Origin of the sequence: Arthrobacter methylotrophus, assembly GCF_039539965.1 — a bacterium.
Lineage (GTDB): Bacteria > Actinomycetota > Actinomycetes > Actinomycetales > Micrococcaceae > Arthrobacter > Arthrobacter methylotrophus.
Window position 1 is genome coordinate 4,258,358 of sequence record NZ_BAABED010000001.1, and the last position, 24,269, is coordinate 4,282,626.

General features: G+C 64.0%; 27 protein-coding genes. 11 read left to right on the forward strand and 16 right to left on the reverse strand.

Translation table 11 applies throughout. The features are described from left to right. Positions 1-12: 12 nt before the first annotated feature. The 3 genes from ABD884_RS21950 to ABD884_RS21960 all read right to left on the reverse strand — a co-directional run bounded on the left by ABD884_RS21950 (position 13) and on the right by ABD884_RS21960 (position 1,479). A complete protein-coding gene (locus ABD884_RS21950; RefSeq protein ID WP_345051878.1) occupies positions 13-273 on the reverse strand; it encodes a hypothetical protein in 261 nt (86 codons plus the stop codon). A gap of 71 nt (positions 274-344) precedes the next feature. Continuing rightward, positions 345-572, reverse strand: coding sequence for a hypothetical protein (locus ABD884_RS21955; RefSeq protein WP_345051883.1), 228 nt, complete (start codon positions 570-572; stop codon positions 345-347). Between the two features lie 379 nt (positions 573-951). After that, positions 952-1,479 (reverse strand): MarR family winged helix-turn-helix transcriptional regulator, encoded by a 528-nt coding sequence (locus ABD884_RS21960; RefSeq protein WP_345051888.1) that lies wholly within the window; start codon positions 1,477-1,479, stop codon positions 952-954. 102 nt (positions 1,480-1,581) lie between these two features. Here ABD884_RS21960 and ABD884_RS21965 point away from each other — a divergent pair, with 102 nt between their 5' ends. From ABD884_RS21965 to ABD884_RS21980, 4 genes are all read left to right on the forward strand, one after another. Next, on the forward strand, positions 1,582-2,016 hold the full coding sequence (locus ABD884_RS21965) for a DoxX family protein (protein WP_345051891.1): 435 nt from the start codon (positions 1,582-1,584) through the stop codon (positions 2,014-2,016). A 50-nt stretch (positions 2,017-2,066) separates the two neighbouring features. Then, positions 2,067-2,933 (forward strand): DODA-type extradiol aromatic ring-opening family dioxygenase, encoded by an 867-nt coding sequence (locus ABD884_RS21970; protein WP_345051894.1) that lies wholly within the window; start codon positions 2,067-2,069, stop codon positions 2,931-2,933. A gap of 141 nt (positions 2,934-3,074) precedes the next feature. Then, the gene (locus ABD884_RS21975) at positions 3,075-3,878 is read left to right on the forward strand and encodes a putative protein N(5)-glutamine methyltransferase (protein WP_345051897.1); all 804 of its coding nucleotides are present in this window, start codon (positions 3,075-3,077) and stop codon (positions 3,876-3,878) included. A 254-nt stretch (positions 3,879-4,132) separates the two neighbouring features. After that, positions 4,133-5,728 carry an MFS transporter gene (locus tag ABD884_RS21980; protein WP_345051902.1) on the forward strand — a complete coding sequence of 532 codons (1,596 nt, stop codon included), beginning with the start codon at positions 4,133-4,135 and terminating at the stop codon, positions 5,726-5,728. 31 nt (positions 5,729-5,759) lie between these two features. Here the strand turns inward: ABD884_RS21980 and ABD884_RS21985 are convergent, their stop codons facing one another. Further along, positions 5,760-6,272, reverse strand: coding sequence for a hypothetical protein (locus ABD884_RS21985; protein WP_345051907.1), 513 nt, complete (start codon positions 6,270-6,272; stop codon positions 5,760-5,762). A gap of 2 nt (positions 6,273-6,274) precedes the next feature. Continuing rightward, positions 6,275-6,442, reverse strand: a complete 168-nt coding sequence (locus ABD884_RS21990) for a hypothetical protein (protein WP_345051910.1) — start codon at positions 6,440-6,442, stop codon at positions 6,275-6,277. Here ABD884_RS21990 and ABD884_RS21995 point away from each other — a divergent pair. Genes ABD884_RS21995 through ABD884_RS22005 form a run of 3 tightly spaced genes read left to right on the forward strand, consistent with a single transcriptional unit; the run spans position 6,441 to position 8,919 of the window. Beyond that, a complete protein-coding gene (locus tag ABD884_RS21995; RefSeq protein ID WP_345051915.1) occupies positions 6,441-7,136 on the forward strand; it encodes a response regulator transcription factor in 696 nt (231 codons plus the stop codon). The two genes, ABD884_RS21990 and ABD884_RS21995, sit on opposite strands and share 2 nt — an antisense overlap. Then, positions 7,133-8,479, forward strand: coding sequence for a sensor histidine kinase (locus tag ABD884_RS22000; protein WP_345051918.1), 1,347 nt, complete (start codon positions 7,133-7,135; stop codon positions 8,477-8,479). The genes ABD884_RS21995 and ABD884_RS22000 overlap by 4 nt, the downstream gene beginning before the upstream one ends. A gap of 38 nt (positions 8,480-8,517) precedes the next feature. Continuing rightward, a complete protein-coding gene (locus tag ABD884_RS22005; protein WP_345051925.1) occupies positions 8,518-8,919 on the forward strand; it encodes a VOC family protein in 402 nt (133 codons plus the stop codon). A gap of 111 nt (positions 8,920-9,030) precedes the next feature. Here the strand turns inward: ABD884_RS22005 and ABD884_RS22010 are convergent, their stop codons facing one another. The 5 genes from ABD884_RS22010 to ABD884_RS22030 all read right to left on the reverse strand — a co-directional run bounded on the left by ABD884_RS22010 (position 9,031) and on the right by ABD884_RS22030 (position 12,395). Further along, positions 9,031-10,281, reverse strand: coding sequence for a hypothetical protein (locus ABD884_RS22010; RefSeq protein WP_345051928.1), 1,251 nt, complete (start codon positions 10,279-10,281; stop codon positions 9,031-9,033). A 403-nt stretch (positions 10,282-10,684) separates the two neighbouring features. Further along, positions 10,685-11,158, reverse strand: a complete 474-nt coding sequence (locus ABD884_RS22015; protein ID WP_345051932.1) for a Clp protease N-terminal domain-containing protein — start codon at positions 11,156-11,158, stop codon at positions 10,685-10,687. Between the two features lie 7 nt (positions 11,159-11,165). Continuing rightward, positions 11,166-11,369: a helix-turn-helix domain-containing protein gene (locus ABD884_RS22020; RefSeq protein WP_345051938.1), complete on the reverse strand. Its 204-nt coding sequence runs from the start codon at positions 11,367-11,369 to the stop codon at positions 11,166-11,168. 31 nt (positions 11,370-11,400) lie between these two features. After that, entirely contained in the window at positions 11,401-11,943 is a 543-nt protein-coding gene (locus ABD884_RS22025) for a GNAT family N-acetyltransferase (protein WP_345051942.1), read from the reverse strand. After that, the gene (locus tag ABD884_RS22030; protein ID WP_345051945.1) at positions 11,940-12,395 is read right to left on the reverse strand and encodes an SRPBCC family protein; all 456 of its coding nucleotides are present in this window, start codon (positions 12,393-12,395) and stop codon (positions 11,940-11,942) included. The genes ABD884_RS22025 and ABD884_RS22030 overlap by 4 nt, the downstream gene beginning before the upstream one ends. A gap of 203 nt (positions 12,396-12,598) precedes the next feature. Here ABD884_RS22030 and ABD884_RS22035 point away from each other — a divergent pair, with 203 nt between their 5' ends. Further along, positions 12,599-13,657, forward strand: coding sequence for an FUSC family protein (locus ABD884_RS22035; RefSeq protein WP_345051948.1), 1,059 nt, complete (start codon positions 12,599-12,601; stop codon positions 13,655-13,657). 1 nt (position 13,658) lies between these two features. Here the strand turns inward: ABD884_RS22035 and ABD884_RS22040 are convergent, their stop codons facing one another. Genes ABD884_RS22040 through ABD884_RS22060 form a run of 5 tightly spaced genes read right to left on the reverse strand, consistent with a single transcriptional unit; the run spans position 13,659 to position 19,931 of the window. Beyond that, positions 13,659-14,435 (reverse strand): SDR family NAD(P)-dependent oxidoreductase, encoded by a 777-nt coding sequence (locus ABD884_RS22040; RefSeq protein WP_345051953.1) that lies wholly within the window; start codon positions 14,433-14,435, stop codon positions 13,659-13,661. Between the two features lie 45 nt (positions 14,436-14,480). Then, positions 14,481-16,337, reverse strand: a complete 1,857-nt coding sequence (locus tag ABD884_RS22045) for an IucA/IucC family protein (RefSeq protein ID WP_345051956.1) — start codon at positions 16,335-16,337, stop codon at positions 14,481-14,483. After that, on the reverse strand, positions 16,334-16,981 hold the full coding sequence (locus ABD884_RS22050; RefSeq protein WP_345051962.1) for a GNAT family N-acetyltransferase: 648 nt from the start codon (positions 16,979-16,981) through the stop codon (positions 16,334-16,336). The genes ABD884_RS22045 and ABD884_RS22050 overlap by 4 nt, the downstream gene beginning before the upstream one ends. Beyond that, entirely contained in the window at positions 16,978-18,348 is a 1,371-nt protein-coding gene (locus ABD884_RS22055; RefSeq protein WP_345051965.1) for a lysine N(6)-hydroxylase/L-ornithine N(5)-oxygenase family protein, read from the reverse strand. Before ABD884_RS22055 ends, ABD884_RS22050 begins: the two co-directional genes overlap by 4 nt. Then, entirely contained in the window at positions 18,345-19,931 is a 1,587-nt protein-coding gene (locus ABD884_RS22060; RefSeq protein WP_345051968.1) for a pyridoxal phosphate-dependent decarboxylase family protein, read from the reverse strand. The genes ABD884_RS22055 and ABD884_RS22060 overlap by 4 nt, the downstream gene beginning before the upstream one ends. Positions 19,932-20,162: 231 nt before the next feature. Between ABD884_RS22060 and ABD884_RS22065 the strand changes: the two genes are divergently transcribed. Further along, positions 20,163-20,348 (forward strand): IS1096 element passenger TnpR family protein, encoded by a 186-nt coding sequence (locus tag ABD884_RS22065; protein ID WP_345051971.1) that lies wholly within the window; start codon positions 20,163-20,165, stop codon positions 20,346-20,348. Between the two features lie 5 nt (positions 20,349-20,353). On the opposite strand, the gene ABD884_RS22070 is transcribed toward ABD884_RS22065, so the two are convergent. Further along, positions 20,354-20,518, reverse strand: a complete 165-nt coding sequence (locus tag ABD884_RS22070; protein WP_345051975.1) for a type II toxin-antitoxin system RelE family toxin — start codon at positions 20,516-20,518, stop codon at positions 20,354-20,356. Between the two features lie 362 nt (positions 20,519-20,880). Between ABD884_RS22070 and tkt the strand changes: the two genes are divergently transcribed. Together tkt and tal are read left to right on the forward strand one after the other, a co-directional pair. Beyond that, positions 20,881-23,037, forward strand: a complete 2,157-nt coding sequence (gene tkt, locus ABD884_RS22075) for a transketolase (protein ID WP_425548301.1) — start codon at positions 20,881-20,883, stop codon at positions 23,035-23,037. 101 nt (positions 23,038-23,138) lie between these two features. Continuing rightward, positions 23,139-24,260 carry a transaldolase gene (gene tal / locus ABD884_RS22080; protein ID WP_345033427.1) on the forward strand — a complete coding sequence of 374 codons (1,122 nt, stop codon included), beginning with the start codon at positions 23,139-23,141 and terminating at the stop codon, positions 24,258-24,260. The last annotated feature ends 9 nt before the right edge of the window (positions 24,261-24,269 follow it).

The window sequence follows — 24,269 nt, forward strand, 5'->3', positions numbered from 1 at the left end:
GGTGAGTAACCTCTAAGAAGAGTGCGGCAGCTGAGGACGGCTGGTGCGGTGGACCGCGATGACCGCCGCCTGCTGGCCCACGCGGCCGTGGTTGGCGCCGCGATCCTTGGGGTGCTTGGCCTTGGCGCTAGCATCTGGCCAGACCGGTCCTTGGGTCGAGCCCAGGGTCATGGACACTGTTGCCGGAGCCGGCGAGGGCGCCGTGTCCATGGATTCGACCAGATGGCTGGCAACCTCGGAGTTGATTTGTTGCTCAACATGCTTCGCAGTCATTGTTCTTCCTTTCTGCAGTGAAACGAAGGGATTTTCATACTAGGTGGGAGCGATCCGCTTGGCTCCAGGATCTACCAGCGGACCTTCTTCTCGGACTTGGCCAGCTTGCCACTGGCCTGCGTGGGCTTGTGTCCTTTACCGGTGCTCTGCCAACTGTTCGCTGCACCACCACGGGACTTGCTGGCCAGCATTTCCTTTTGGGCGTCAGTCAGTTTCGATTTGATACCGGCAGCCGGGGCGTCGGTTTCCTGCGTGGCAGGTTCCGGCTCGACGTTGGTTTCGGGTGTGTTCGCTGTCATACAGTGCGCTCCTTAAGCTCTTTTCTGCCGGAGGAGGTTTCTGGACTGCGACGTCCGCTGCGAGACCCTGGGTCCAAATAGCAGCAGCAACAGGAACGGCGCGGAGGCGAAGCCTCAACAGGCATGGATTTTTGTCGTATCAAACTCAGCGGCACCGGTAAGAGTCTGCAGTGCCGTTCCCGGCATGTGCGACGAACCAGGACCCGCTGGTCTATTCAAAAATCAGTGTTCCCATGCACCCACCCTAGACACTCCGGGCCATGTTTGTGAACCCCGCGCGTTTTCTCATGCCCACGCCGTCAGGGACGGCTCCAACACGTCACCGACAACGCTGCGTGGGATGGCGCCGGCGACAGCCGATTCAAGACCGGCGTGTGTGTTAGCGCAGGCAGCGGTCGTCCGGGTCAATGGCGGTCATGATGCGCCGGCTGATCTCGCGGAGTTGTTTCAGCTGGGCCTTGGTCAGCGGGTCGAAGACGAGGCTGCGGACGGTTTCGACATGGCCGGGTGCGCTAGCGACAACCTTGTTCCAACCATCGTCAGTGAGGGTGGCAAGGGTGTATCTGCCATCGCTCGGATCCTGGGCCCTGCGGACCCAACCGCGCTTTTCCAGCTTCGCCACCACTTGGGACAGCCGCGGGAGCATGGCTTCGGCCATCACAGCCAGTTTGCTCATCCTCAGCGTGCGTTCCGGGGATTCCGACAGCGCGGACATCACGGCGTACTCGAAGTGGCTGAGTCCGGCATCCCGCTGAAGCTGTGCGTCCAACGCCCCCGGCAACCGAAGGGCCATACTGGCCAGCGCAATCCAAACAGCCTGTTCGTCTTCGCTCAGCCATCGGGGCTCGCTCACGGCCTGGGCAGTGGCCGAGTCACCGGAAACCTCCGCGATGCGTGACCTTTCCATGCCTGCAATAGTACAGGGATCACTTTGGATGTGAAGTATCTTCTTCAAAAAAACACTTGCATATTGAAGTAATTCATGATTAGTGTTTAGTTCAAGCTTGAAGTGACTTCGGGAGCCACGCACTCTCCGGCCGCGAACATCACCCACCCCCGCATCAAAGAGGAATCCACCATGAACATCACCCTTTGGATCATCGCCTCCGTCCTCGCCTTGGCCTTTCTGGCTGCGGGCCTGATGAAGATCGCCCAGCCGCAGGAAAAGCTCGCCACGTCCGGTCTGGCCTGGACCGAAGATTTCAGCTCCGGAGCAGTGAAGGCCATCGGCTCAATCGAAGTCCTCGCAGCCCTCGGCCTGATCCTTCCGGCCGTCAGCGGTATCGCCACCTTCCTCGTCCCGGTTGCTGCCACCGGCCTGGCCATCGTGATGGTCGGCGCCATCATCACCCACCTCAAGCGTGGCGAGAAGCAGGCCGTCATCGTCAACGTCGCCCTTGGCGTCCTGGCCCTCTTTGTCGCCGTCGGGCGGTTCGGCGCCTAGGTCCCTTTGCTCCACCCCCTGTGTCCCCGGCTCGAAAGGAAACCCTTCCCGTGACTCAGAGTCCCTTTAACCCGACTGTTCCCGCCGGCGCCTATGACGAGCTGCTCGCCCGCGTCCTTCCCCAAGCCCGCGACCAGAAACTGTGGGAACCCTCCGACGGGCCGATGCCCTCGCTTTTCGTCAGCCACGGCGCACCGCCCACCCTCGATGACCCGCAGTGGCTGGACGATCTCTACCAGTGGGGCCGGTCCATGCCCAAGCCACGCGCCATCGTGGTCGTTTCAGCCCACTGGGAGAACGCCCCCATCGCCATATCCGGAAGCGCCGCCGGCACCCCCCTGTACTACGACTTCGGCGGCTTCCACCCACGGTATTACACCCTCAAATACGACACCCCCGACGCGACAGACCTCGCGCATCGGCTCGCAGGCACGCTGGGCGCCGGCACCCCGATCCACCATTACGTGGACCGCGGGCTGGACCATGGCGCGTTCATCCCCCTGATGGCGATGTACCCGGCAGCAGACGTCCCTGTGGTGCAGCTGTCGATGCCCGGCCTCGACCCCGAAGCACTCCTCAAACTCGGTCAGCGCCTGCGCTCCCTCCGTAGTGAAGGCATCCTGGTCATCGGCTCGGGATTCATGACCCACAGCTTCGCCATCATGCGCGACCCCAGCCTGGCTCCCTACACAGCCGCCTTCGACGAATGGGCCATCGCTACCATCACCCGCGGCGACGTCGACGCCCTTACCGACTACCGCCGCAAAGCGCCCGCCGCGGACATCGCCCACCCCACGGCCGACCACTTCGTACCACTAATGCTCACACTCGGTGCCGCCGACAACCCGCAATCAGCCACATCCGTCATCGACAGAATGTTCTTCGGGAACTCCATTCGATCCCTCCAATTCGCCTAAAGGCCTTGGTCAATCTCGAAATCGGCGGACCGCCACGTTAACCGGCCCCCAGGGCCCAACAACAGCATGGCCTCCACGTCCGCGCTCGGTTAGGATGGCAGTTCCAGCGACCTGCGCCACGTCTTGAAGCCAACAGGTTTTATGTCAGCACCCTCGTTCCACGCGTCCCATTCCGTCGTGACCTCCCGGCTCCGTTCCGCCGGTTGCGTGTTTGCCGAAGACGAGGCCAAACTCCTGATCGCTGCGGCGCAAGCTCCCGAAGAGCTCGAGCGGATGGTCGAACAACGCGTCGCAGGGTTACCCCTTGAACATCTCCTTGGCTGGGCTGAGTTCTCCGGCCGGCACATTGCCGTGGACGCCGGCGTTTTCGTCCCTCGTCACCGCACGGAGCACCTCGTCCAGGAGGCGGCCCGCTGCGCCTGGCCGGGCGCCGTCGTCGTCGATCTGTGCTGCGGTTCGGGTGCTGTGGGCACTGCCTTGGCGGCAGCTGTGGGCGGCATCGAACTGCACGCCGCCGACGTCGACCCCGCCGCCGTCCGCTGTGCCCGCCGCAACGTCGGCCCGGTGGGCGGACAAGTGCATGAAGGCGATCTTTTCGCGGCCTTGCCGGGCACCCTTCGGGGACGGGTGGACGTGCTGATGGCCAACGCACCTTATGTGCCTACGGACTCGATCGGGATGATGCCGCCGGAGGCACGGCTGCATGAACCGCTTGTAGCGCTCGACGGCGGCGCGGACGGCTTGGACGTGCAGCGCCGGATCGCGGAAGAGGCTCCGTTATGGCTGGCTTGCGGGGGCCAGCTGCTGATCGAGACGAGCGTCCGGCAGGCGACGACGACGGCGGCGCTGTTCGAGCTCGCGGGCCTGTCCGCCCACGTGGTCCATTCCGAAGAATTCGATGCCACGGTGGTGCTCGGAAAACTACAGGAAACCCACCGAAAATGATCAGCAAACTGTGCGTTTCGTGGTCCCGGCCCAAACAATTTGGGAGGGCGGTTCCGGAACACGCCTAATCCCCGTGATTCCAGGGCTGTAGGTGGCATGTAAATGTCAGGCATGTGCGTCGAAAAGGGGCCAAATCGGCCCCCGAATTCGGAGTCCGACTCTCAGTTTCGGGGAATGTCGCGTAAAATTGAAACCCTGCCCAGAGCGGAGCAGCTGTATGTCGCAAGCAAATGATCTCCCTAGGAGAAACCCAAATGCCCACAGACCGAAGCATCACCGACTCCTCAGCAGGCGCTAGGAACGCCGCTGCAACGAGCAAAACCGCACCACGCGGTGCCTCAAAATTGAAACTTCCAACACGCCGTCGACTCAAGGTGTCCGACGTCAACGTCGTAGACCAGCCGATGCTGAAAAAAGCCCTCGGTGGCACGATCGTCGGTAACACCATGGAGTGGTACGACGTCGGGGTTTTCGGCTACCTCATCACCACGATGGGTCCAGTCTTCCTGCCCGAGGCCGACAAGTCCGTGCAGACCCTTTTCCTGCTCGGAACCTTCGCCGCGACTTTCCTGGCGCGACCGCTCGGCGGTGTGGTCTTCGGTTGGCTGGGTGACAAGGTGGGCCGCCAAAAGGTGCTCGCCACAACACTCCTGCTCATGGCGGCGAGTACTTTCGCCGTCGGACTCCTGCCCGGATACGCACAAATCGGCATTTGGGCAGCGGTGCTGCTCGTCGTCCTGAAGCTGGTCCAGGGCTTCTCCACGGGTGGCGAATACGCCGGCGCCACCACGTTCGTGAGCGAATACGCTCCGGACAAGCGCCGCGGTTTCTTCGCGAGCTTCCTGGATATGGGCTCGTACATCGGCTTTGCCCTCGGCGCGGCCCTTGTGTCCATCCTGCAGCTCACCATCGGCCAGCCGGCCATGGAGGACTGGGGCTGGCGCCTGCCGTTCCTCATCGCGGGCCCGCTCGGCGTCATTGCCGTCTATTTCCGTAGCAAGATCGAGGAATCTCCCCAGTTCCAGGCCACTTTGGATGCCCAGGAGGCAATCGCCGCGGACGCCGCAGCCGGCGATGCCGCAGTGGCAAAGGGCCCCATCGGCATCGTCAAGGCTTACTGGCGCCAAATCATCCTCGCCATGATCCTCGCGGCTGCCGCCAACACTGTGGGCTATGCCCTGACGTCGTACATGCCCACTTACCTGACCGAGTCCAAGGGCTACGACCCCGTTCACGGCACGCTGCTGACCATCCCCGTACTGGTGATCATGGCCGTTTGCATCCCGTTGACCGGTAAGCTCTCTGACCGAATCGGCCGCCGCCCTGTGCTGTGGATCGGTGCCGTCAGCACCATCGTGTTCGCCATTCCGGCATTCCTGCTGATCGGCCTCGGGGACATTTGGTCCACCCTTGCCGGCTTGGCCTTGGTCGCCTTCCCTGTCACCTTCTACGTGGCCAACCTCGCCTCCGCACTGCCGGCGTTGTTCCCGACGTCGAGCCGTTACGGCGGAATGGGCATCGCCTACAACTTCTCCGTGGCGATCTTCGGCGGTACCACTCCGTTCATTGTGGCCGCCCTGATCCAAGGTTCCGGCGATGACATGATGCCGGCGTACTACCTCATGGGCACCTCCGTGGTGGGCGCGATCGCCATCTACTTCCTGCGTGAATCCGCGCAGCGCCCGCTCCCGGGTTCCATGCCCAGCGTGGACACCCAGGCCGAAGCTCGCGAGCTGGTGGCCACCCAAGACACCAACCCGCTGATCGACCTGGACGAAATGCCGTTTGAGGACCCGCTACCCGGCACTCCCGAAGCAGCGGAGCCGGGCCGGGAACACGTCCCGGCCTAGTCCCGGGCCGCGGGCTGAAGCCCCCAGCGGCTCAAGCCTTGCGGTTCGCCTTCTGCTCCTGCATCCGCTTTGCCTGCGCTTGGATCTTCGGACCGTAGCCGCCGTTCAGTGCGGTGTCCTTGATGTGGCTGGCTTTCGCGAGCCGATCTCCGTCGGCCGCGTCCTTCAGCGCCTTCAGATCAGCTTGAAGGGCCGCCGGAAGCTTCGCGGCCAGCTTCGGACGCTTGTCCAGGATGAACGTCGCGATCTTCGCGGCGCGCTGACCGTAGTTGGGCTTGCTGCTGTCACCGTTCACGAAGAACCGCAGGGCGGTCGCCAACGGATGCCGCGCCAAAGCGGTCTTGGCCGCGGCGGCGGTGGCGGTCGGCTGGGTGGCGACGGCCGCCGTCGTGTTTGGTGCGTTTGACGAGGTTGCGGCGTTTGCGGCGACCACGCCTCCGCCCAGCAGGAGGCCGGCCGCAAGAACGCCGACGACGGCGGCGCGGGCCTTGCTGCCTTTGCGCCTCTGGGTGGGGGTAGTGGAGAGTTCTGTGCTGCTTTTCATGTTCAGTGTCCTTCGTCCTGGCCGGCGGCGCATCCACCAGCGCTCTTCACAACACTCTTGTCCGGCCACGTGAACTGATTGTTCGGCCAATGTTCGAGGAATGTAAAACCGGCCCCGCCAGCTGCCAAGCGCGCTCCGGGGAATCCGTCCTTGCTGTTGAATGGAGGCATGGAAGACAGCCGCGGATTGGTGTTGATTGCCGAGGACGAACAGGCAATCGCCGATATCCAGCGCCTGTATCTGGGCCGCGCCGGTTTTGGCGTCCATGTGGAACGGGATGGGATCTCCGCGCTGGCACAGATCAGGCGGCTCAAACCGGTCGCGGTGATTCTCGACGTCGGACTGCCGGGCCTGGACGGGATCGAACTCTGCAGGCAACTGCGGCAGGCGGAAGACTGGACGCCGGTACTGTTCGTGACAGCCCGGGATGAGGAGGTGGACCGCGTCCTTGGCTTGGAACTGGGCGCCGACGACTATCTCACCAAGCCGTTTTCGCCCTCCGAACTCGTCGCCCGGGTCAAGGCTGTGCTGCGCCGGACCGAAGGCACGCCGCGTCCCAAGCCGCTGGTGCTGGGCAGCGTGGAGTTGGATCCGCTGAACCGAACCGCGCGCGCAGGCACCGTGGAACTCACCTTGACCGCCACCGAGTTCGACCTCCTCGCCTATCTGATGGCCCAGCCCGGCCGGGTCTTTTCGCGTGAGCAACTGCTTTCGGCAGTCTGGGGACAGGCCAGTTATGCGGCGGGAAGGACCGTGGATGTGCACGTCGCGCAGCTCCGCGCCAAACTCGGCGAGCACTCCCCCATCGCGACGAGCCGCGGCGTCGGGTACTCGGCAGTCGGGCCCTCCGGAGGCAGCGCGTGAGGCGCTGGTTCGGTACGCTGGCCGGGCGCACGACGGCGGTGATCGCCGCCGTCGCGACTGTCGCCGTCGTGCTTGCCGGCCTTCTGGCAGCGCAATTGGTGAACGCCACAGCCGTGGACGAAGCCAAGAAGTATCTCGCAGTTGAGGCCGATTCCCTCAGCAAACAGTCAAACCTCGGAAGCCTCCAGGACCTTCGCGCCGATCTGCTCACCCATGGCGCGAGGCTCGCTGCGATCGGTCCCGATGGCCGCGTGACCGGTGGCGGGGCCCGGCTTGTGGATGCGAAGACGGTGGCGGATGTGCTGGCCGGCAAGGCGGTGTCCAAAACGGTGGACGGTCCGCAGAACACGGTGGTCCTCGAGGCTCGGCCTTTGGCGGCGGGAGGTGGCGTGGTGCTGGCGCAGCCCGTGTCCGAGATCCGGGCCGCCGCCGCTCCCCTGTTGAGCCGCATGCTGATCGCCCTTGCAGTGTGCCTCGTGTTCTCGATCGTGGCGGGCGGCCTGTTGGCGCAATGGCTGAGCCGGCCGTTGGTGCGTACGGCACAGTCGGCGCACCGGCTCGCGGCGGGCGAACGTGCAGTGCCGGTAGCGCCCGGCGGCCCGGCCGAAGTGGTGGAGGTTTCCCAAGCCTTGGCCGCCCTCGACGCCGCGCTCCGGACCAGCGAGGGACGCCAACGCGAATTCCTGCTCTCTATTTCGCATGAAATCCGGACACCCCTCACGGCGCTGCGGGGCTACGCCGAGGCCCTCGCGGATGGCGTAGTCAGCGGAGCCGAAGTGAGCGGGGTCGGGCGGACCCTGGTGGCCGAAACCAACCGTTTGGACCGATTTGTCCGGGATCTCCTGGAATTGGCACGGCTCGAGTCCGACGATTTCCGTGTGGAACTGCAGCCCGTGGACGCATCCTTGATCCTGCGCGAGAGCTGGCAGGCCTGGCAGGCAGTGTGCGTCCAAAACGGGATCGCGGCGCGGCTCGAACTGCCGTCCGGAGCATTGCGCGTCCGCAGTGATGGCCAGCGGTTGCGCCAAGTGGTGGACGGACTGCTGGAAAACGCGCTGCGCGTGACTCCCGAGGGCTCCCCCGTGGTGCTCGCCGCTAACGTTTCCGGTAGCGGGCTCACGGTGGAAGTGCGCGACGGCGGCCCTGGACTCACGGAGGCGGACGCCGCCGTCGCGTTTGAACGTGGTGCGCTCTTTGCCAGATACAGCGGTGCGCGGCCCGTGGGCAGCGGACTGGGCCTGTCCATTGCGGCGAGGATCGTGCAGCGGCTGGGTGGACGCATTAGCGTGCGCACGGCTCCGGAAGGTGGCGCGGCGTTTGTGGTGGAGTTGCCGGGCATTTGACCGTTCCGGCGGGCTTCAAGCAAACGTAGACTCTCCGCATGGCTGAAGATCCAGTGGGTTCGCTGCACCATGTCGAGATTTGGGTGCCACATTTCGAGCGCGCGGCGGAGGAATGGGGCTGGCTGCTCGGGGAACTCGGCTACGAGCCGTTCCAGCTGTGGCCCCACGGTTGCAGCTGGAAACTCGGGGCCATGTACATCGTGGTGGAACAATCCGCGGCGATCACCGGAAGCACGCATCGCAGAACGGAGCCCGGACTCAACCACCTCGCCTTCCATGCAGGCACCAGGGAAAACGTGGACCGGCTCCAGCAGCTCGGCGCCGACTCCGGTTGGTACGAGATGTTCGAGAGCAAATATCCCCATGCCGGGGGTCCTGACCACTACGCCGCCTATCTGGTGAACACGGACGGCTACGAGGTAGAACTAGTTGCGGGCTGATGAGCCGTCGGCGGTAGTGGGACTGTGGCAGCCGCCCCGCGTCTTCCCTGGAATGTTGAACGCACCGAGGCTGAACTCATCGTTAGTTAGCCCACGGAACACATGTACGGGTCAGCCGAGGATGCGACAGGGCACCTTGACACCCTTGATGGGCCAGTCCGTAGGGGCTATCGGGACGATCTGCTCCGGTTCGGCGCCAGGAGTCCGGCATGCCGCGCGGGCCTGCTCGAGGTGGTCCGTCCAGATTGGTCCGAACTCGCGACCCACGGCCACGGGGAAGAAGTAGACGACCATCAGCACGGCCAGAATGCCGAGCAAAGCTGGTCGCGCCGAGCCCCCCAGAACTTCCCCTAGAAGCGGCAAGAGGGCGAGGAGGAACATGGACGGCGCGACAGCGTAACGCCCGAGGTGCAAGGCGTTCCATCCGGCGTCGTCGAATGCGGCGTAGTCGAGGAACGGGCGGAAGTTCAGGGCCACGGCCGCGCACGCTATCACGAGCGACCCGCCAAGGAACGCGCCTGCGGCCACCTTCTCCCGTATCCGGCCTCGCACAAGGATGACAGCGGACGCCGCGAGGAAGAGAGCCGCCGCCAGCGCCACGGGCACCCAACCGAAACGGACCACCACGCGGGATATTTGCCCCGCCGTTCCGAACATTACGGCGGACGGACCGTCGACGAACCACCCGTATACGACCGATAGCCAGTTCACCGGCGGCGCGGCCGGGTTTTCGCGCGGGTACGCCAGCGTTGTGAAAACCTGCGCCCCGACACCGGCGAGGAGGGCTAGCCGCGGACCCCAAAGCCGCGCGTCTCGGAGTCGGTATGCAAACAGGGGAACGAACACCGCAGCCTGTATCTCCGTCAGGCCGACGAGCAGCGCCGCAACTGTTAGGACGGCACCTTCAACCCATGTCCGGGGCCGTTTCAGAAGGAGCCACGGCGCCAAGTACAGGAAGTACCAATGCAGGTTCGCGAGGTTTCCGAGTGCCTCCTCCGGGCTGGCGGCAACCAGGACAGGCACCGCTGCGAACCCGAGCCGGACCCAGACATTCCTGGACAGCACGGACGAGCAGTGGAACACGAGCGCCGCGACACCGCCCACGATCAAGCACGCCGCCACGGTCACGGCGATCGCCCACGCATCCACAGGGAGCAGCCTCACGACCAGCCACGCGACGCCACGAGGCACCACGTGGAGGTACCCCTGGTACGGGGCGAAGATGCCTCGGAGGCCGGCGTCCTTGAGCACGTCGTTGATGAAGATCCCGCCATCCTCTGCCCACAGGGTTCCGATAGCCGGGGCCGGGAGCCGCGCGAGCGAGAGCAGGGCCGAGACCAGGACGATCGACGCGTACACCACAGGGTTCCGCCAGTGGACAGTAGGAGCGAAAAAAGCGCGACGGTGCACAGTCAGGACAGCCAAGCGGGGACCCCCAAGAGAAAATTGCAGACAGAATGCAAATTTTACATCGTCATCGAATCCCCGGGGCCCGCTAGTGCACCCTCTCGTGGGCAGACACGCGGTTCGCTTCCGGCAAGCGCGTGATAGGCGACTTTCGCATCCGTTCACCGGCAAGGAGAGAGTGTTTTGACCGAATGTCCGGTGGTGCGCCATCAGCCAAAGAATTACGGGCAGATGCCAGGGATAAAGCACGTTGGCTGCGATCTTCAGAGGATCTGTGAGCCCGCCGATGTCTTCCAAGGGTCCCGTCTGCACTTGGAATGATGCCGTCAAAGCAGGTAATCAGGTTCGTTCGGCCGTCTCACTCAGTGCCGGGACCCGGGTTCTGGAGCCGGGCCTTCAGTGCCGCCGTATCCACGCCCAGCTTATTGAGCAGGACGGCTGCCGGATCGGGTTGCTGCCGTTCCAGCAGGGCGAGCAGGAGATGCCGGGTGGTGATCCTGCGGGCCTTCTCCTTGGTCGTCAGAATCAGGGCGTCCTGGATGACTGAGCGGGCGGCCGACGTGAAGGTGGTCCTGCTGCTTCCCTTCGGCGCATTCAGTGGCCCGAAGTCCCCCAGCGTGATGCCGACGGCTTCCAAGGCCTCCTGGTCGAGGGCATCGAGCTGAGCGCGGGCAGGTTCAAGGTCCACGGCCAGGACCCGGCAGCTTCCCGGGTCATGGAGCAATCCCAGTAGCAAATGATCCGTACCGATTCTCCGGTCACCGCGGCGCTTGGCTTCCTCGGCACCGGCATGGACAGCGGTCCTGGCCTCAGCGGCAAATCGTTCAAACATGGGAGACTCACTTTCCGTATTTGGCGTGGACCGACTGCCGGGAGACGCCTAGGGCATCGCCGATTTGCTCCCAGGACCAGCCCTGCTGCCGGGCGAGGGCCACGTTGGTAGCCTCCACTCTTTCGGCCAGGCGATGCAGGGCTCCGACGGCGCGGAGGCCGGTTGCCGGGTCCGTCGCCGGGATGGGGGAAGTCAGCTCATCACCGTTCATGCTGTCAGTTTGAACTGACAGCATGCGTCTGTCAATACAGACTGACAGACGCGGCGCCGGCCGAATGCGGCTCAACCCGCCGGCGCATGGCGATCCTCGGCCAGCGGCTCAGGCCTACCAAGGTCTCGCACTCGAGGATGCCGCGCAGTCCGTCGTCGAGCATGTCCGGCTCCAGCTCCTCGAAACCCAGCCTGCGATAGTACGGTGCGTTCCACGGCACGTCGCGGAACGTGGTCAGGGTCAGCCACTCCAGCCCCTCCGCCTGCGCCCACTTTTCGGCGTTATCAAGCAGCTCACTCCCGAGACCTCGACGCGCATGCGAAGGGTGGACACTCAATTGCTCCACGTGCGCATTACCATCCAGCCGCTCAAGCAGGAGATAGGCCACGGGAACATCCGAGGCATCGGTGAAGACCAAGGCGCCGCCGCGCGTCTGGAAGAGTGCCAGCTCAGTGACGGTCAATGGCTCGTCCTCAGCGATGGCATCCATTCCTAATGAGCGGAAGATTTCGCCCGCGGCGAGTTCGATTCCGCGCAGCCGTTCCAGCTCGTCCGCGCGCGCTGCCCTGATCATGCGGCCGCACCGCTGCCAGCGAGGTATCGATTGCGCTGTTCAATGAGGTTCCGGAGGTATCTTCCCAGAACAGCTTTCTCCGCAAGCCGGCCCACCACTCCGAAAGGCGCCGCGAACTCGACACGATCGATCATGAGCGTGCCGCCGTCGTCGGGAATGAACTCATGAAGGTGCCGAAAGAACCGGAAGGGACCACGCACTTGCTCGTCCGTGAAGGAATCGGGGAAGTGAAATTGGGTGATCCGGCTGCTCATCCGCAAGGGCAGGGCGAAATGCCAAGCCTGCCAGGTGACCTCGTCGCCTTCCGAGAGCAGTCCGGACACGACGCCGGCCACTGTGCGTTCCCGGGACCTGGCCATGGAACCAAGGTGCGCGTCAACGTTGCGGGCTAGGTCAAATAGCTCCGCGGGTTCACGTTGGATGTGGGTGTGGCAGGCGAACGAAACAGTCACCCTTAGATCCTGCCACTGTTTCCCTTTGCGCCCGCTCAGCCCAACTGGCTCGCAATTGTCGTCGTTTTGAGGCCTCATAACGACAACAACTGCGAGCTAGTTGGGTCCCGCAACACAAAGCAACGTTGTGACCCAGCTAATGGCACGGATCGTGGGGTGTTGATAGCTTCCGAGTGATCGGCTGAAATGATTGGTGGTGTCCGATGCGATCAATCATGGCCCATGCCCGCGCCCTTCATGCGGTCCCACCGGCAAGCAACGATCACCTCGCCGCAGTCCGGGTCGCACTGAGCGTCGCGGTGCCAGCATTGGTACTTCTCGCGCTCGGGCGGCCGGACCTCATCATCTACGCAGTCTTCGGCGCCCTGACAGGCATGTACGGCCGTGCCGAGTCGCACCAATTGCGGCTCAAGCACCAGGCCCAGGCCGCCGCGGTGCTCTTGGCCGCGGTGTCCGTGGGCACTTTCTTGTCCGTCTCCCATATTCATTCATGGGGCCTCGTCGCGGTCGAATCGATCTTGGCAGGCGCGGGTTCATTGTTCTCGGACAAAGTACGGCTCAAGCCGAACGGTCCGTTCTTCGGGATCCTGGCGCTAGGAGCATGCGCCTCCGTTCCAGCGCATATCCCGTTCTTTGCCGCCGTCTTGATCTGCGCAGCATCAGCAACATTCTCGATGGTGGTCGGTTTTGCCGGTTGGTTCCGGCACCGGATATGGGAACGAGGCGCCATCCGGGACATTCCGGCATTCAGCGTGAAGCTCCGCCAGGCCGCCGGGATACACGCGGCCCGGTACGTGCTCGCCGTCGGCGCGGCCGGAGCCTGCGGAGTGCTCACCGGCAGCGGACACCCCCACTGGGCCATGGCGTCGGCCGCTGTTCCACTGGCCGGAGCCGATATGCCAAGCCGGCTACACCGCGGCATCCACCGCATCGTAGGGACGTTCCTTGGCTTGGCGATTGTCGCCGTCGTACTCTTCCCCGGCCCGCTATCGCCGCTGCATTACTTCCCCGGACAAACGACGATCATCCTCGCCCTGCTGGTGATCGCTTTCCAGTTTCCCACGGAGCTGTTCATGGCCCGGCACTACGGTTGGGCCATGGTGTTCTTCACCCCGGTCATCTTGCTCATGACCCAACTGACGGTCCCCACAGATCCGGGCGTGCTGGTCCTGGAACGCGGAGTGGAGACTTTCGTGGGAGCCGTGATCGGGATTGCGGTGGTAGTGCTGGTCCAGGCTCCGCGGTTTGCCTCGCGGAGCTAGCTTACTTTGCGGGGAGGCGGGGTGGACCGGAGGTAAGCTTCGCCGGCAGGAAACGCATAAAGGCTGTGATCGCCTTGTACCGCTTGGTGGGGATGGAAACGCCTTTACCCTTTGCGTTGTCTTCCAACCCTTCCCGGACAACGCGCTCGGCCTGCAGCCACAAGAAGCGCGGAGCGACCGACTTGTCCATGCCCATGCGGTCATGGAATTCGGTGTGCGTGAAACCCGGGCACACGGCCGTGACTTTCACACCGTTGCCGGCATAGGCCGTGTTCGCCCAACGGCTGAAGCTCACTTGCCAGGCCTTCGCGGCCGAATAGCTGCCCCGGTTCGCGAAGGCCGCAACACTGGCGACGTTGACAATCCGGCCGGTCCGGCGCGCCAGCATGCCCCCCAAGGCCGCATGGCACAGCTCCATGGGCGTCTGGACGTGCAGGCGCAGGTGCCGCTTTTCGTCTTCCACATCGTTCTGTTCGAAGGACTTCAGCAGCCCGATTCCGGCGTTGTTGACCAGCACGTCCACCGGCCGCGAAGCGTCCCGCAAGCGGTCCGCCACAGCCGCGACCCCGACGTCGGAGGTCAGGTCGGCTGGCAGAACCTCCGCCGAGATACTGAAGTCCCGTTCAAGCACCTCGGCGGTTGCCCGCAGCCGCGCTTCGTCGCGGGCGACGAGGACGAGGTGGTGGCCGGATTCGGCGAGTTGGCGGGCGAATTCCGCCCCAAGCCCTGCAGTAGCGCCGGTGACCAAGGCAGTGAGTTCATTGGCTCGAGTTGTCATGCGCCCAGACTAGTCCCGTTGACTCCGAGTCTGGGCCGAAGTGGCCTACACGAACTTCGGGTTGGCGAGCCGCCCTGCTATCTGGAGGCCACCGGACGGATCCGCGAGGTCCAGCATGTGTTGGTTGTTGCGCAGCTGCAGGCGGTTCAGGCAGGAAAGCTCGAAGTCGGGCGCGAAGAGATCGTGCATGGCGAACTGCTCCGCCAGCTCCGGATGGCGCGCTTGGTATTCACGCACGACGGCGGCGGCCGTCGCCCAAAATTCGTCCTCGCTGATTGTCCCGTCCTCCACAAGGAGCGCGGCGAGGAAACGGAAGATGCAGTCGAAAACGTCGGTGAAGACGGCCAGTACCATTTCTTCGGCAGGAATCTCGGCTTTGATGCGCGAGACCTCCTCTGGAAGGTGGAGCCGCTCCCCCATCACCACGATTTCCTCGCCGATGTCCTTCATGATCGCCCGGACCGGTACGCCGTCTTCCAGCACCAGGATGACGTTCTCGCCGTGCGGCATGAGCGCGAGTTCGTATCCATAGAGGAAATGGACCACGGGCACGAGATAGGCCTCGAAATAGCTGCGCAGCCACTCGGCCGGCGCCAGTCCCGAGCGCCGGATCAAGGCGGAGACCATCGACACACCGTCGGCATCGACGTGCAGCAGGGAAGCCATGGTCGCCAACTGCTGACCCTCCTTGAGCAAGGGAAGCGGACTCTCCCTCCACAGGGCCGACAGCATCTTCCGGTACGGGGAACCCTTCGCTGAAGCAGCCTCGTAGTAAGGGTTGTGGTACCCGATGGCTGCGGCCTCACGGATGATGGCCAGGCCCCGGTCCTGGAGCTCCTGGTCATCGGCGATGAGTTGCTGGAGCCAATCGTTGATCGCCGGAGTGGCTCTCATGTATTCCGGCGAGAGACCCCGCATGAAGCCCATGTTCAGCACCGACATCGCGGTCTTGACGTACGACTTCTCCGGCGCGGTGGTGTTGAAGAACGTCCGGATGGATTGCTGCGCTTGGTAAACGTCCTCCCCCGTCCCCAGGTGGACGATGTGGCGCTGGGCGATTTCTGCTGCGAACGTCACGCTGAGCTTGTTGTCCCACTGCCAGGGATGCACCGGCATGAGGAAGTAGTCCTCCGGCTCCACGCCCCTGGCCAGCAACTCCGCGTCAAAGCCGGCCAGCGTGGCGGCACCGAGCTCGGTTTCGAAGTGGGTCCGGTAATCCAAGCCCGCCCTTGAGGTGAACACGGCTTTGCTCCGGTGGACCCCGATCCATTGGAGTTGCACGGCGGCGCCGGTTTCCGGGGCGAACGAGTGGTAGTCCGAGATGCCGAAGCCGAGCCTGCCGTTGTTGGCAACGAAGCACGGATGCCCCTCGCTCATGCTCTGTTCAATCGCTTGGAAGTCGGCTGCGGGGTCCGAGCCGCCGGAAACCCCTGCAACAAGGTCCATTGAGCTGCGGCTGGCACCCTGTTTGTAGGCGTGGCTCGCCAGCGTGCTGCTGATTTCCTCAAGGTAGACGGGCAGCATCTCCTCCCGGATGCCAAGGGTGTCACGGAATTCCGTGATGAAGGCCAACGCATCCAGGGGCAGCCCGGGGGCGCCTTCCGCGGCTCCGAGCTCGATCCGCACCATGGATTCCGCGACAATCGACCAATGATCGAGCTCCAGGATCCGCGCACGAAAGCGGTACTCAACGGTGCCGTCGTCGCTGGCTAGGCTATAGAGGCCGACGCCGTCTTCACGGATCAGCTCCGGTTCCAGGAGCTCCGGGGTCAGGATGCGTTCGTGCGAAAACTCAGCGAGCGCTTTGCGGACCAGATGTCGATTGGCGATGGCCCAACGTTCCGGGTTCAGGTGGGCAGTGGACTGATCGGCGGGCATTGTCTCGTCAAGAATGCTGGTCATCGCTGTTCTCCTACGGTTTCCGCTGCATTGGCAGCGAGGATGGGTGTCAGGGTCGCGAGGAAATCGGCGCGCGTGCAAAAGCTCAGCAGCGCTTCCTTGCGGGTTTCGGGCTGGCTGGTTTCGGGCTGGCCTGTTTCGGGCTGGTGGGTTTCGGTGCAGCCCGGTGCCTGCTCGACGGCGGGAAGCGTCACCAGACCGCTGGCGCGGAAGCCCACGCGTTGGTTGAGGAGGTGGATCTTGTGGTTTCGGGAATCCGGTTCCACCACGACGCGTGCCGTCCCGGGATCTTCGAAGAGGTGCGCCATGACGGATTGCATCACGCAGGTGGTGTACCCGGGAATCGAAGGGCCGGCGGGCGCGGCCACCAGGAGGTGCATTCCGGTGTCGCCCGGCTGCACGTTGTAGACGCTGGCCAAAGGCGACTCCTCGGGCCGGTACCTTTCCATCAGGAACGCGGGGACGCCGCCGTCGAGGCCTAGGAACGCTTGGTGGTGACCGCTGCCGGCGATGCGCGTGTACTCCTCCACAACGTCCTGGACTGTTGCCGACACCATGCCCCAGAAGCGCGCACGCGCCGCGCTCACCCAGCTGTGGAGGAGAACTGCATCGGCGGCCGGATCGACGGGACGGAAAGTAAACGTCACGCGCTGGCCTCCGCGGGAACTCTGGCAGGTGCCGACGCCGGAACGGGTGCTCCAAACTGCTGGAACGCGATGCTGCGTTCCACGGGATAAACTTCGCGGCCGGTAATTTCGCGCAGGATGCGGGAGTTGCGGTACGCGGCCATGCCCAGGTCGGGAGTGACGAAGCCGTGGGTGTGAAGCTCCGCGTTCTGGACGAAAATTTCGCCGGGCTCGACGCCGATGCCGTAGTTCCGTGCGACGTCGAAGCGGCCCCTGGGGTCGCGCCGGATGCGGTCCTGGATTCCCGAGAGGAACACCGGCTCCTTGTAGGAGTATCCCGTGGCAAGGACTACCGCCTCGGACTCCAAGGAGTAGTCGCGCCCCTGCTCTCCATGGTGTAGCTGCAGCGTGTGCATACCCGCGGCAGGGTTCCATTCCGCGGCTACCAGGCTTGAGTGCGTGTGAAGCCGGGTGTCCACCATTCCGGAAAGGCTCTTCGCGTAGAGGAGATCGTAAATGGCGTCGATCAGCTCGGAGTTGATGCCCTTGTACAGGTTCTTCTGGCTGCTGATGAGCGAATCGCGCTGCTCGCCGGGCAGGGAATGGAAGTAGTCCACATACTCCGGCGAGGTCATCTCGAGGGTGAGCTTGGTGTACTCCAGGGGGAAGAACCTGCCCGAGCGGGTGACCCAGTTCAGCTGGTAACCGTGGACGTCGATCTCCTGGAGGAGCTCAAAGTAGATTTCGGCCGCGCTCTGGCCGCTGCCAACGATGGTGATGCTGCGCTTGGACTGGAGTTGACTCTTCCTCGACAGGTAGTCGGCGTTGTGGAGGACAAGTCCGCCGCCGTCAACGATGCCGGCACACGCCTGGGGAATGTTCGGCGAGGTCCCCGTGCCGAGGACCAGCCGCCTGGCGCGAAGCACCTCGGCGCCGGCGGGTCCTTGGAGCGAAAGGTGGTACACGCCGTCGTCGTACGCCGCATTTAGCACATCCGTGCCAAAACGTAGCGAGGGCAGCTGCCCGGCCACCCACTGGCAGTACTGGTTGAACTCGGCCCGCAGCGGGTAGAAGTTCTCCCGGATGTAGAAGCGGTACAGTCGCCCGGTCTGTTTGAGGAAGTTCAAGAACGAGTACTTTGACGTGGGATCCGCCATTGTCACAAGGTCGGCCAGGAACGGGACCTGCAGGTGCGCGGGCTCCAGCATCATGCCCGGGTGCCAGTCGAAGGATTCCCTGCGCTCGAGGAATACGCACTCGAGCCCGTCCAGCGGCGCACTGAGCGCGGCAAGGCCCAGATTGAAGGGCCCGACGCCGATGCCGGCGACGTCGTAGATCTTGCCGCTGAGTTCGGGGTGGCTTTCGGGTCCGCTTTCGGGGGCGCTCATGCCGCGGCCCGCGCCTGCTCGGCCGCCTGATCCGCGAGCAGGCCTGCGCCTGTCCGCCGGATGAGCTCGACGATTTCCCGAATATCACCGAGGGTCGCCTCGGCATTGAGCAGGGTGAACTTCAAATAGTGGCGGCCAGCCACCGTGGTTCCGGCGACGACGGCCTCTCCGGAGTCGAAGATCGCGGCTCGAATGGCGGGGTTGAGGACGTCGCTGGCGCCCTCGGCGAGGGCGCTTCCCCCGGCGACGGGGCGGTAGCGGAAAACAAGGGTGCTCAAACACGGTTTCGCAGCAAGCTCGAAGTCCGGATCGTTAGCCAGCAGGAATCCGACGCGTTCTGCCAGGTCGATCGCTTCGTCGAAGAGCGCGCCGATGGCGTCAGCACCCATGATGCGCAGAGTCAGCCAAAGCTTCAGGGCGTCGAAGCGACGCGTGGTCTGGATGCTCTTGTCCACCTGATTGGGGATTTCAGCCAAGGCGGCGCTCTCCGGATTCAAGTAGTCGGCGTAATAGGTGACGTGCCGCATCATGGCTCCAACGCGGAGTAGCACGGCGCTGGAGCTCACCGGCTGGAAAAAGGTCTTGTGGTAATCCACCGTCACGGAGTCGGCCAAGCGAGTGCCCTCGAGGAGGTGCCGGTAACGGTTGGAGACGAGCAAGCCCCCGCCGTATGCAGCATCGATGTGCAGCCAGGAATCGTAGGCATGAGCCAAAGCGGCGAGTTCCGCGAGCGGGTCCACAGCCCCGAAGTCCGTAGTCCCGGCGGTGGCCACGACAGCCATAGGCACCAGCCCGGCGTCGTGCGCTTCCGCCAAGGCGGCCGCCAAGGCGCAAGGATCCATGCGATGATCCGCACTGGTCGGCACGGCGATGACGGCATCGAAGCCCAGGCCCAGCATCGACGCCGCCTTCCGGATGCTGAAATGACTGTCCAGGGAAGTAAAGATCCGCAGGCGCTCGAGGAGCACCGGCAACCGCGACTCGCCGATTTCGGCCCGCAGCTTGGCCACTGCATGGTTGCGGGCGATCAGGAGGGCCTGGACATTGGACTGGCTGCCGCCCGAGGTGAACACACCGTCGGCGTCCTTGCCGAAGCCAAGCCGTTCCGCGGTCCAGTCGATCAGGCGGCGCTCGATCATCGTGGCGCCAACGCTTTGGTCCCACGTGTCCATGGAGGAGTTCACTGCCGATAGCACGGCTTCGCCAAGCAGCGCCGGGATCACCACCGGACAGTTCAAATGCGCGGCATAGCGGGCGTCGTGGAAATAGACGGCGTCTTGGAGGTAGAGCTCGTCGAGCTCCTCCAAGGCGGCGGCAGTGTCCGGCAGCGGTTGTTCAAGGTCGACGGCGGCCACCCGGGCCGCCATCTCGGCATGCCCGACGCCGGTGAACGGCCGGGCAGTCCGCTGCACCTTGGTGGCGACCGCGTTGACCCCCTGCAGCACCTGGGCGACGTACCTCGGCGAATTTCGGGCATTGAAAAGCTGGTTGGTGGCCGCAAGGGCCAGCTCCACGCTGGAGCCGAAATCCTTGTCCGGTTCAGTCCGGTCTTCGACACTGGCTTCGACACTGGGCGACGTCACGTCGGCTTCCTACTTTCAGGGTTGAGACACTGGGTTCGCTCCACAAGGAGACAAAGGCAAGCCTTACTTAGGTTTACCTTTTCGTCAAACTTTTGTGTTGTTATTCACCGAAAGATGAGGGTTGTTTGCATGTGACTGGAATTCGCGGGCCAGAAGGGCTAATTTAGCCACTTCAACGCGGCCTCACGCCAGGTAGCCTCGGCGGAGTGCGCACGGTAGCGTGCCCCTCAAGTGCGCGGCGTACGCCTCACCGAAACCGATCCTCCCCCGCGGCCGATCGCCGGCGCCCGCCGCGGCCCGCTTGAAGACTCGGGAGGCTTGCCGGGGTACGGGGAGATCCTGGACGTCCTCCCCGACTCCGCCGACCCGAATCAGTCGAAGTGTCGGAATGGATCGCCGGGGGTCCCCCGCGTCTAGCGCTTCTAGATGTCCCGCCGAGGTCCCATGGCGAGCACCAGGACGATCAGTTGGGCGTCCCGGATCTCATCGATGATCCGGTAATCTCCGGTGCGGACACACCAGTCACCGCTGCTGCCGGAGAGTTTCTTTACTTCCGGCGGACGTGGCGTTTCGGCAAGGAGCTCCATTGCGGCCTAGATCCGCCACTGAACAATGGATCGGGTACCTGCGGGTGAGCACGTTGGACCAACCGGCACAACCGGCCTGCCGAACCGACAACGCTAGTTTGATCGAATGTCCATTATTGGCGTTGAAATACGGGATTTCAGCAGCTGGAAGCCCCCATGTATTGGCGAGTCTTATGGTGCCGCTGCCAAAAGCAAATCCACGCAGACAGCCTCGGGGCGAAAGCGTCCCGCCGGTCCAAAAGTGTAGTAATAACCGTCAGAAATCAGTGTTTCGCCTACCCGTTTGATTCGGGATTATGGGTATCAATAGAAGCATCCGTTCGGCCGTTACGGGCCGGTGAGCCAATCGAAAGGGATTAATCGTGAATCCGACAGCAAATGCGGTGCGTGGCTTGTTAGATCCTGAGGCAGGGACCCTTGACTGGACGTCCGAGGACCGGCTTGCGGTGGATACCGCCCGGGTTTTGGCTGCTGATGCGGTGGAGAAGGTCGGTAATGGTCATCCGGGCACGGCGATGAGCTTGGCGCCGGCTGCGTATCTTCTTTTCCAGAAGTTGATGCGTCATGACCCGCGTGATCCTGCTTGGCTGGGTCGTGACCGGTTCATTCTGTCTCCGGGGCACTCGTCGTTGACTTTGTATATTCAGTTGTTTCTTTCCGGTTATGGTCTGGAGCTGGATGATCTTAAGGCGTTGCGTACGTGGGGTTCGTTGACTCCGGGGCACCCGGAATACAAGCACACCGCGGGTGTGGAGATCACTACGGGTCCGTTGGGTCAGGGTCTGGCGTCCTCGGTGGGCTTTGCGTATTCCCAGCGCCGGATGCGGGGTTTGTTCGATGCCGATGCTCCTGCCGGTGAGAGCCCGTTCGACCACACGATCTGGGTCATTGCTTCCGACGGCGACCTCCAGGAAGGCGTGACTTCGGAGGCTTCTTCCCTGGCCGGGCACCAGGAGCTGGGCAATCTTGTGGTGGTTTACGACGAGAACCACATCTCCATCGAGGACGACACCGACATCGCGTTCACCGAGGACGTGCTCAAGCGTTACGAGGCGTATGGCTGGCACACGCAGCGGGTGGACTGGACCCGGACCGGCGAATACGTCGAGGATGTCCAGGAGCTGTACTCGGCTTTGCTGGCCGCGAAGGCGGAGACTTCCAAGCCCTCGATCATTTCGCTGCGGACCATTATCGGTTACCCGGCGCCGAAGAAGCAGAACACGGGCAAGATCCACGGTTCGGCCCTGGGTGCCGAGGAAGTCGCGGCCCTGAAGGAGGTTCTGGGCTTTGACCCGGCCAGGTCCTTCGAGGTTGACCAGGACGTCCTGGCACACGCCCGTAAGGTTGTTGAGCGCGGCGCGGCTGTTCGTGGGCAGTGGGATGAGGCTTTCAGTGCGTGGCAGACCGCGAACCCCGAGGGTGCTGCGTTGCTGGAGCGGATCGAGGCTAAGAAGCTTCCGGTCGGGCTCGATGCCGCGCTGCCGGTGTTCGAAGCGGGCAAGGATGTCTCGACCCGGGCCGCGTCCGGGAAGGTCCTGAACGCGATCGGTCCGGTTCTTCCGGAGCTGTGGGGCGGTTCGGCGGACCTTGCCGAGTCCAACAACACCACGATCGAGGGTTCGCCGTCGTTCATTCCGGCTTCCCGTTCCACGGGAGCGTGGAAGGGCAACCCGTACGGGCGGGTGCTGCACTTCGGTATCCGCGAGCATGCTGCGGCCTCGATCGTGAACGGCATCTCCCTGCATGGCCGGACGCGGGCGTTCTCGGGTACGTTCCTGATCTTCTCCGATTACCAGAAGCCGGCGATCCGTCTCGGTGCCCTGATGGGTGTCCCGTCGATCTATGTGTGGTCCCATGATTCGATCGGTCTGGGCGAGGACGGCCCGACCCACCAGCCGGTGGAACAGCTCGCTACCCTGCGCGCTATTCCGGGCCTGGACGTGGTCCGTCCCGGTGACGCGAACGAGGTGGGTGTAGCGTGGAAGACCATGTTGGAGAACCACGAGAACCCGGCCGGTATCGTGTTGACCCGTCAGAACATCCCCACCTATGCCCGCGGCGAAGGAGCCGCGAACGGTGACACGTTCGGCTCCCCGGCCGGGGTCGCGAAGGGCGGGTACGTCCTGGCCGAGGCATCCAGGGATGGTGCCACGGTCCCGGCGCAGGTGCTGCTGATCGCCACGGGTTCGGAGGTCCAGCTCGCTGTGAAGGCCCGCGAAGCGCTTCAGGGCGAGGGTATCGCTGCCCGTGTTGTCTCCATGCCGTGTGTGGAGTGGTTCAACAAGCAGGACGCCGCGTACCGTGAGTCGGTGCTCCCGGCCGCTGTGAAGGCCCGTGTCTCGGTCGAGGCAGGCCTTGCCCTGGGCTGGAAGGAATTCGTCGGTGACGCCGGCCGTTCCGTCAGCCTGGAGCACTTCGGTGCCTCGGCGGACTACCAGCGCCTGTTCCAGGAGTTCGGCATCACGGCAGAAGCAGTCGCTGCCGCCGCGAAGGACTCCCTCGCCGCGGCAGGCAACTAACACCCCCCCACTGCACGGCGTCCGGCGCCGCGGAGTGCCCGAAAGGCATTCCGCGGCGCCATCGCAAGCTGCCATCAATTTCGAAGGAAGAAACAGAAGCCATGACCGATGCAACACCCACCGCACAGCTTTCCGCCGCCGGCGTGTCCATCTGGTTGGATGACCTTTCACGGGAACGTCTTTCCAGCGGTAGCCTGCAGAAGCTCATCGACGAGAAGAACGTTGTCGGTGTGACCACCAACCCGTCGATTTTCCAGGCCGCGATCACTTCCGGCAGCGACTACGACGCCGTGATCGCCGGGCTCGCCGCGAAGGGCGCCGGCGTCGAGGAGACGATCTTCGAGATCACCACCACCGATGTTGCCGATGCCTGCGATCTGTTCGCCCCGGTCGCCGCCGCGACCAAGGGCGTGGACGGCCGGGTCTCCATCGAGGTGGATCCCCGCCTGGCGTGGGACACCGAAGGCACCATCGCCGAGGCCAAGGAGCTTTACAAGAAGGTCGAGAAGGACAATGTCCTGATCAAGATCCCGGCAACCCTGGAAGGCCTCCAGGCCATCACCGCGGTCCTGGCCGAGGGCATCAGCGTCAACGTGACCCTGATCTTCTCCCTGGAACGCTACCGGGCCGTCATCAACGCTTTCCAGTCCGGCCTGAAGCTGGCGAAGGAAAACGGGTACGATCTCTCCCGGATCCACTCCGTGGCGTCCTTCTTCGTCTCCCGCGTGGATTCCGAGATCGACAAGCGCCTGGACGCCCTGGGCACCGAGGAAGCCAAGGCCCTCAAGGGCAAGGCAGGCGTGGCCAACGCCCGGCTCGCGTACCAGGTCTACGAAGAGCTGTTCTCCACCGAACGCTGGGCCGTCCTGGCCGAAGCCGGTGCGCTCCCGCAGCGTCCGCTGTGGGCCTCCACGGGTGTGAAGGACCCGGCCTACCCCGACACCCTGTACGTGACCGGGCTGGTCGCCGCCGACGTCGTGAACACCATGCCGGAAAAGACCCTCGATGCGACCTTCGATCACGGCGTGGTCACCGGGGACACCATCACGGGCACCTACGAGGAAGCAAACAGCGTCCTGAACGCACTGGAGGGCCTGGGTATTTCCTACAACGACGTCGTCGCCCAGCTGGAGTCCGAGGGCCTGGAGAAGTTCGTGGCCAGCTGGAAGGAACTCCTGGCCGACGTCGAAGGCGCCCTCGCCGCCGCCCGGAAGGCCGACTGACCGGCGGGT

What these genes read in the sequence shown, in the direction of transcription:
- ABD884_RS21950 (WP_345051878.1), bottom strand. Translation starts at nt 273, where the DNA reads ATGACTGCGAAGCATGTTGAGCAACAAATCAACTCCGAGGTTGCCAGC.
- ABD884_RS21955 (WP_345051883.1), bottom strand. Translation starts at nt 572, where the DNA reads ATGACAGCGAACACACCCGAAACCAACGTCGAGCCGGAACCTGCCACG.
- ABD884_RS21960 (WP_345051888.1), bottom strand. Translation starts at nt 1,479, where the DNA reads ATGGAAAGGTCACGCATCGCGGAGGTTTCCGGTGACTCGGCCACTGCC.
- ABD884_RS21975 (WP_345051897.1), top strand. Translation starts at nt 3,075, where the DNA reads ATGTCAGCACCCTCGTTCCACGCGTCCCATTCCGTCGTGACCTCCCGG.
- ABD884_RS21980 (WP_345051902.1), top strand. Translation starts at nt 4,133, where the DNA reads ATGCCCACAGACCGAAGCATCACCGACTCCTCAGCAGGCGCTAGGAAC.
- ABD884_RS21985 (WP_345051907.1), bottom strand. Translation starts at nt 6,272, where the DNA reads ATGAAAAGCAGCACAGAACTCTCCACTACCCCCACCCAGAGGCGCAAA.
- ABD884_RS21995 (WP_345051915.1), top strand. Translation starts at nt 6,441, where the DNA reads ATGGAAGACAGCCGCGGATTGGTGTTGATTGCCGAGGACGAACAGGCA.
- ABD884_RS21990 (WP_345051910.1), bottom strand. Translation starts at nt 6,442, where the DNA reads ATGCCTCCATTCAACAGCAAGGACGGATTCCCCGGAGCGCGCTTGGCA.
- ABD884_RS22005 (WP_345051925.1), top strand. Translation starts at nt 8,518, where the DNA reads ATGGCTGAAGATCCAGTGGGTTCGCTGCACCATGTCGAGATTTGGGTG.
- ABD884_RS22015 (WP_345051932.1), bottom strand. Translation starts at nt 11,158, where the DNA reads ATGTTTGAACGATTTGCCGCTGAGGCCAGGACCGCTGTCCATGCCGGT.
- ABD884_RS22020 (WP_345051938.1), bottom strand. Translation starts at nt 11,369, where the DNA reads ATGAACGGTGATGAGCTGACTTCCCCCATCCCGGCGACGGACCCGGCA.
- ABD884_RS22025 (WP_345051942.1), bottom strand. Translation starts at nt 11,943, where the DNA reads ATGATCAGGGCAGCGCGCGCGGACGAGCTGGAACGGCTGCGCGGAATC.
- ABD884_RS22035 (WP_345051948.1), top strand. Translation starts at nt 12,599, where the DNA reads ATGCGATCAATCATGGCCCATGCCCGCGCCCTTCATGCGGTCCCACCG.
- ABD884_RS22040 (WP_345051953.1), bottom strand. Translation starts at nt 14,435, where the DNA reads ATGACAACTCGAGCCAATGAACTCACTGCCTTGGTCACCGGCGCTACT.
- ABD884_RS22045 (WP_345051956.1), bottom strand. Translation starts at nt 16,337, where the DNA reads ATGACCAGCATTCTTGACGAGACAATGCCCGCCGATCAGTCCACTGCC.
- ABD884_RS22055 (WP_345051965.1), bottom strand. Translation starts at nt 18,348, where the DNA reads ATGAGCGCCCCCGAAAGCGGACCCGAAAGCCACCCCGAACTCAGCGGC.
- ABD884_RS22070 (WP_345051975.1), bottom strand. Translation starts at nt 20,518, where the DNA reads ATGGAGCTCCTTGCCGAAACGCCACGTCCGCCGGAAGTAAAGAAACTC.
- tal (WP_345033427.1), top strand. Translation starts at nt 23,139, where the DNA reads ATGACCGATGCAACACCCACCGCACAGCTTTCCGCCGCCGGCGTGTCC.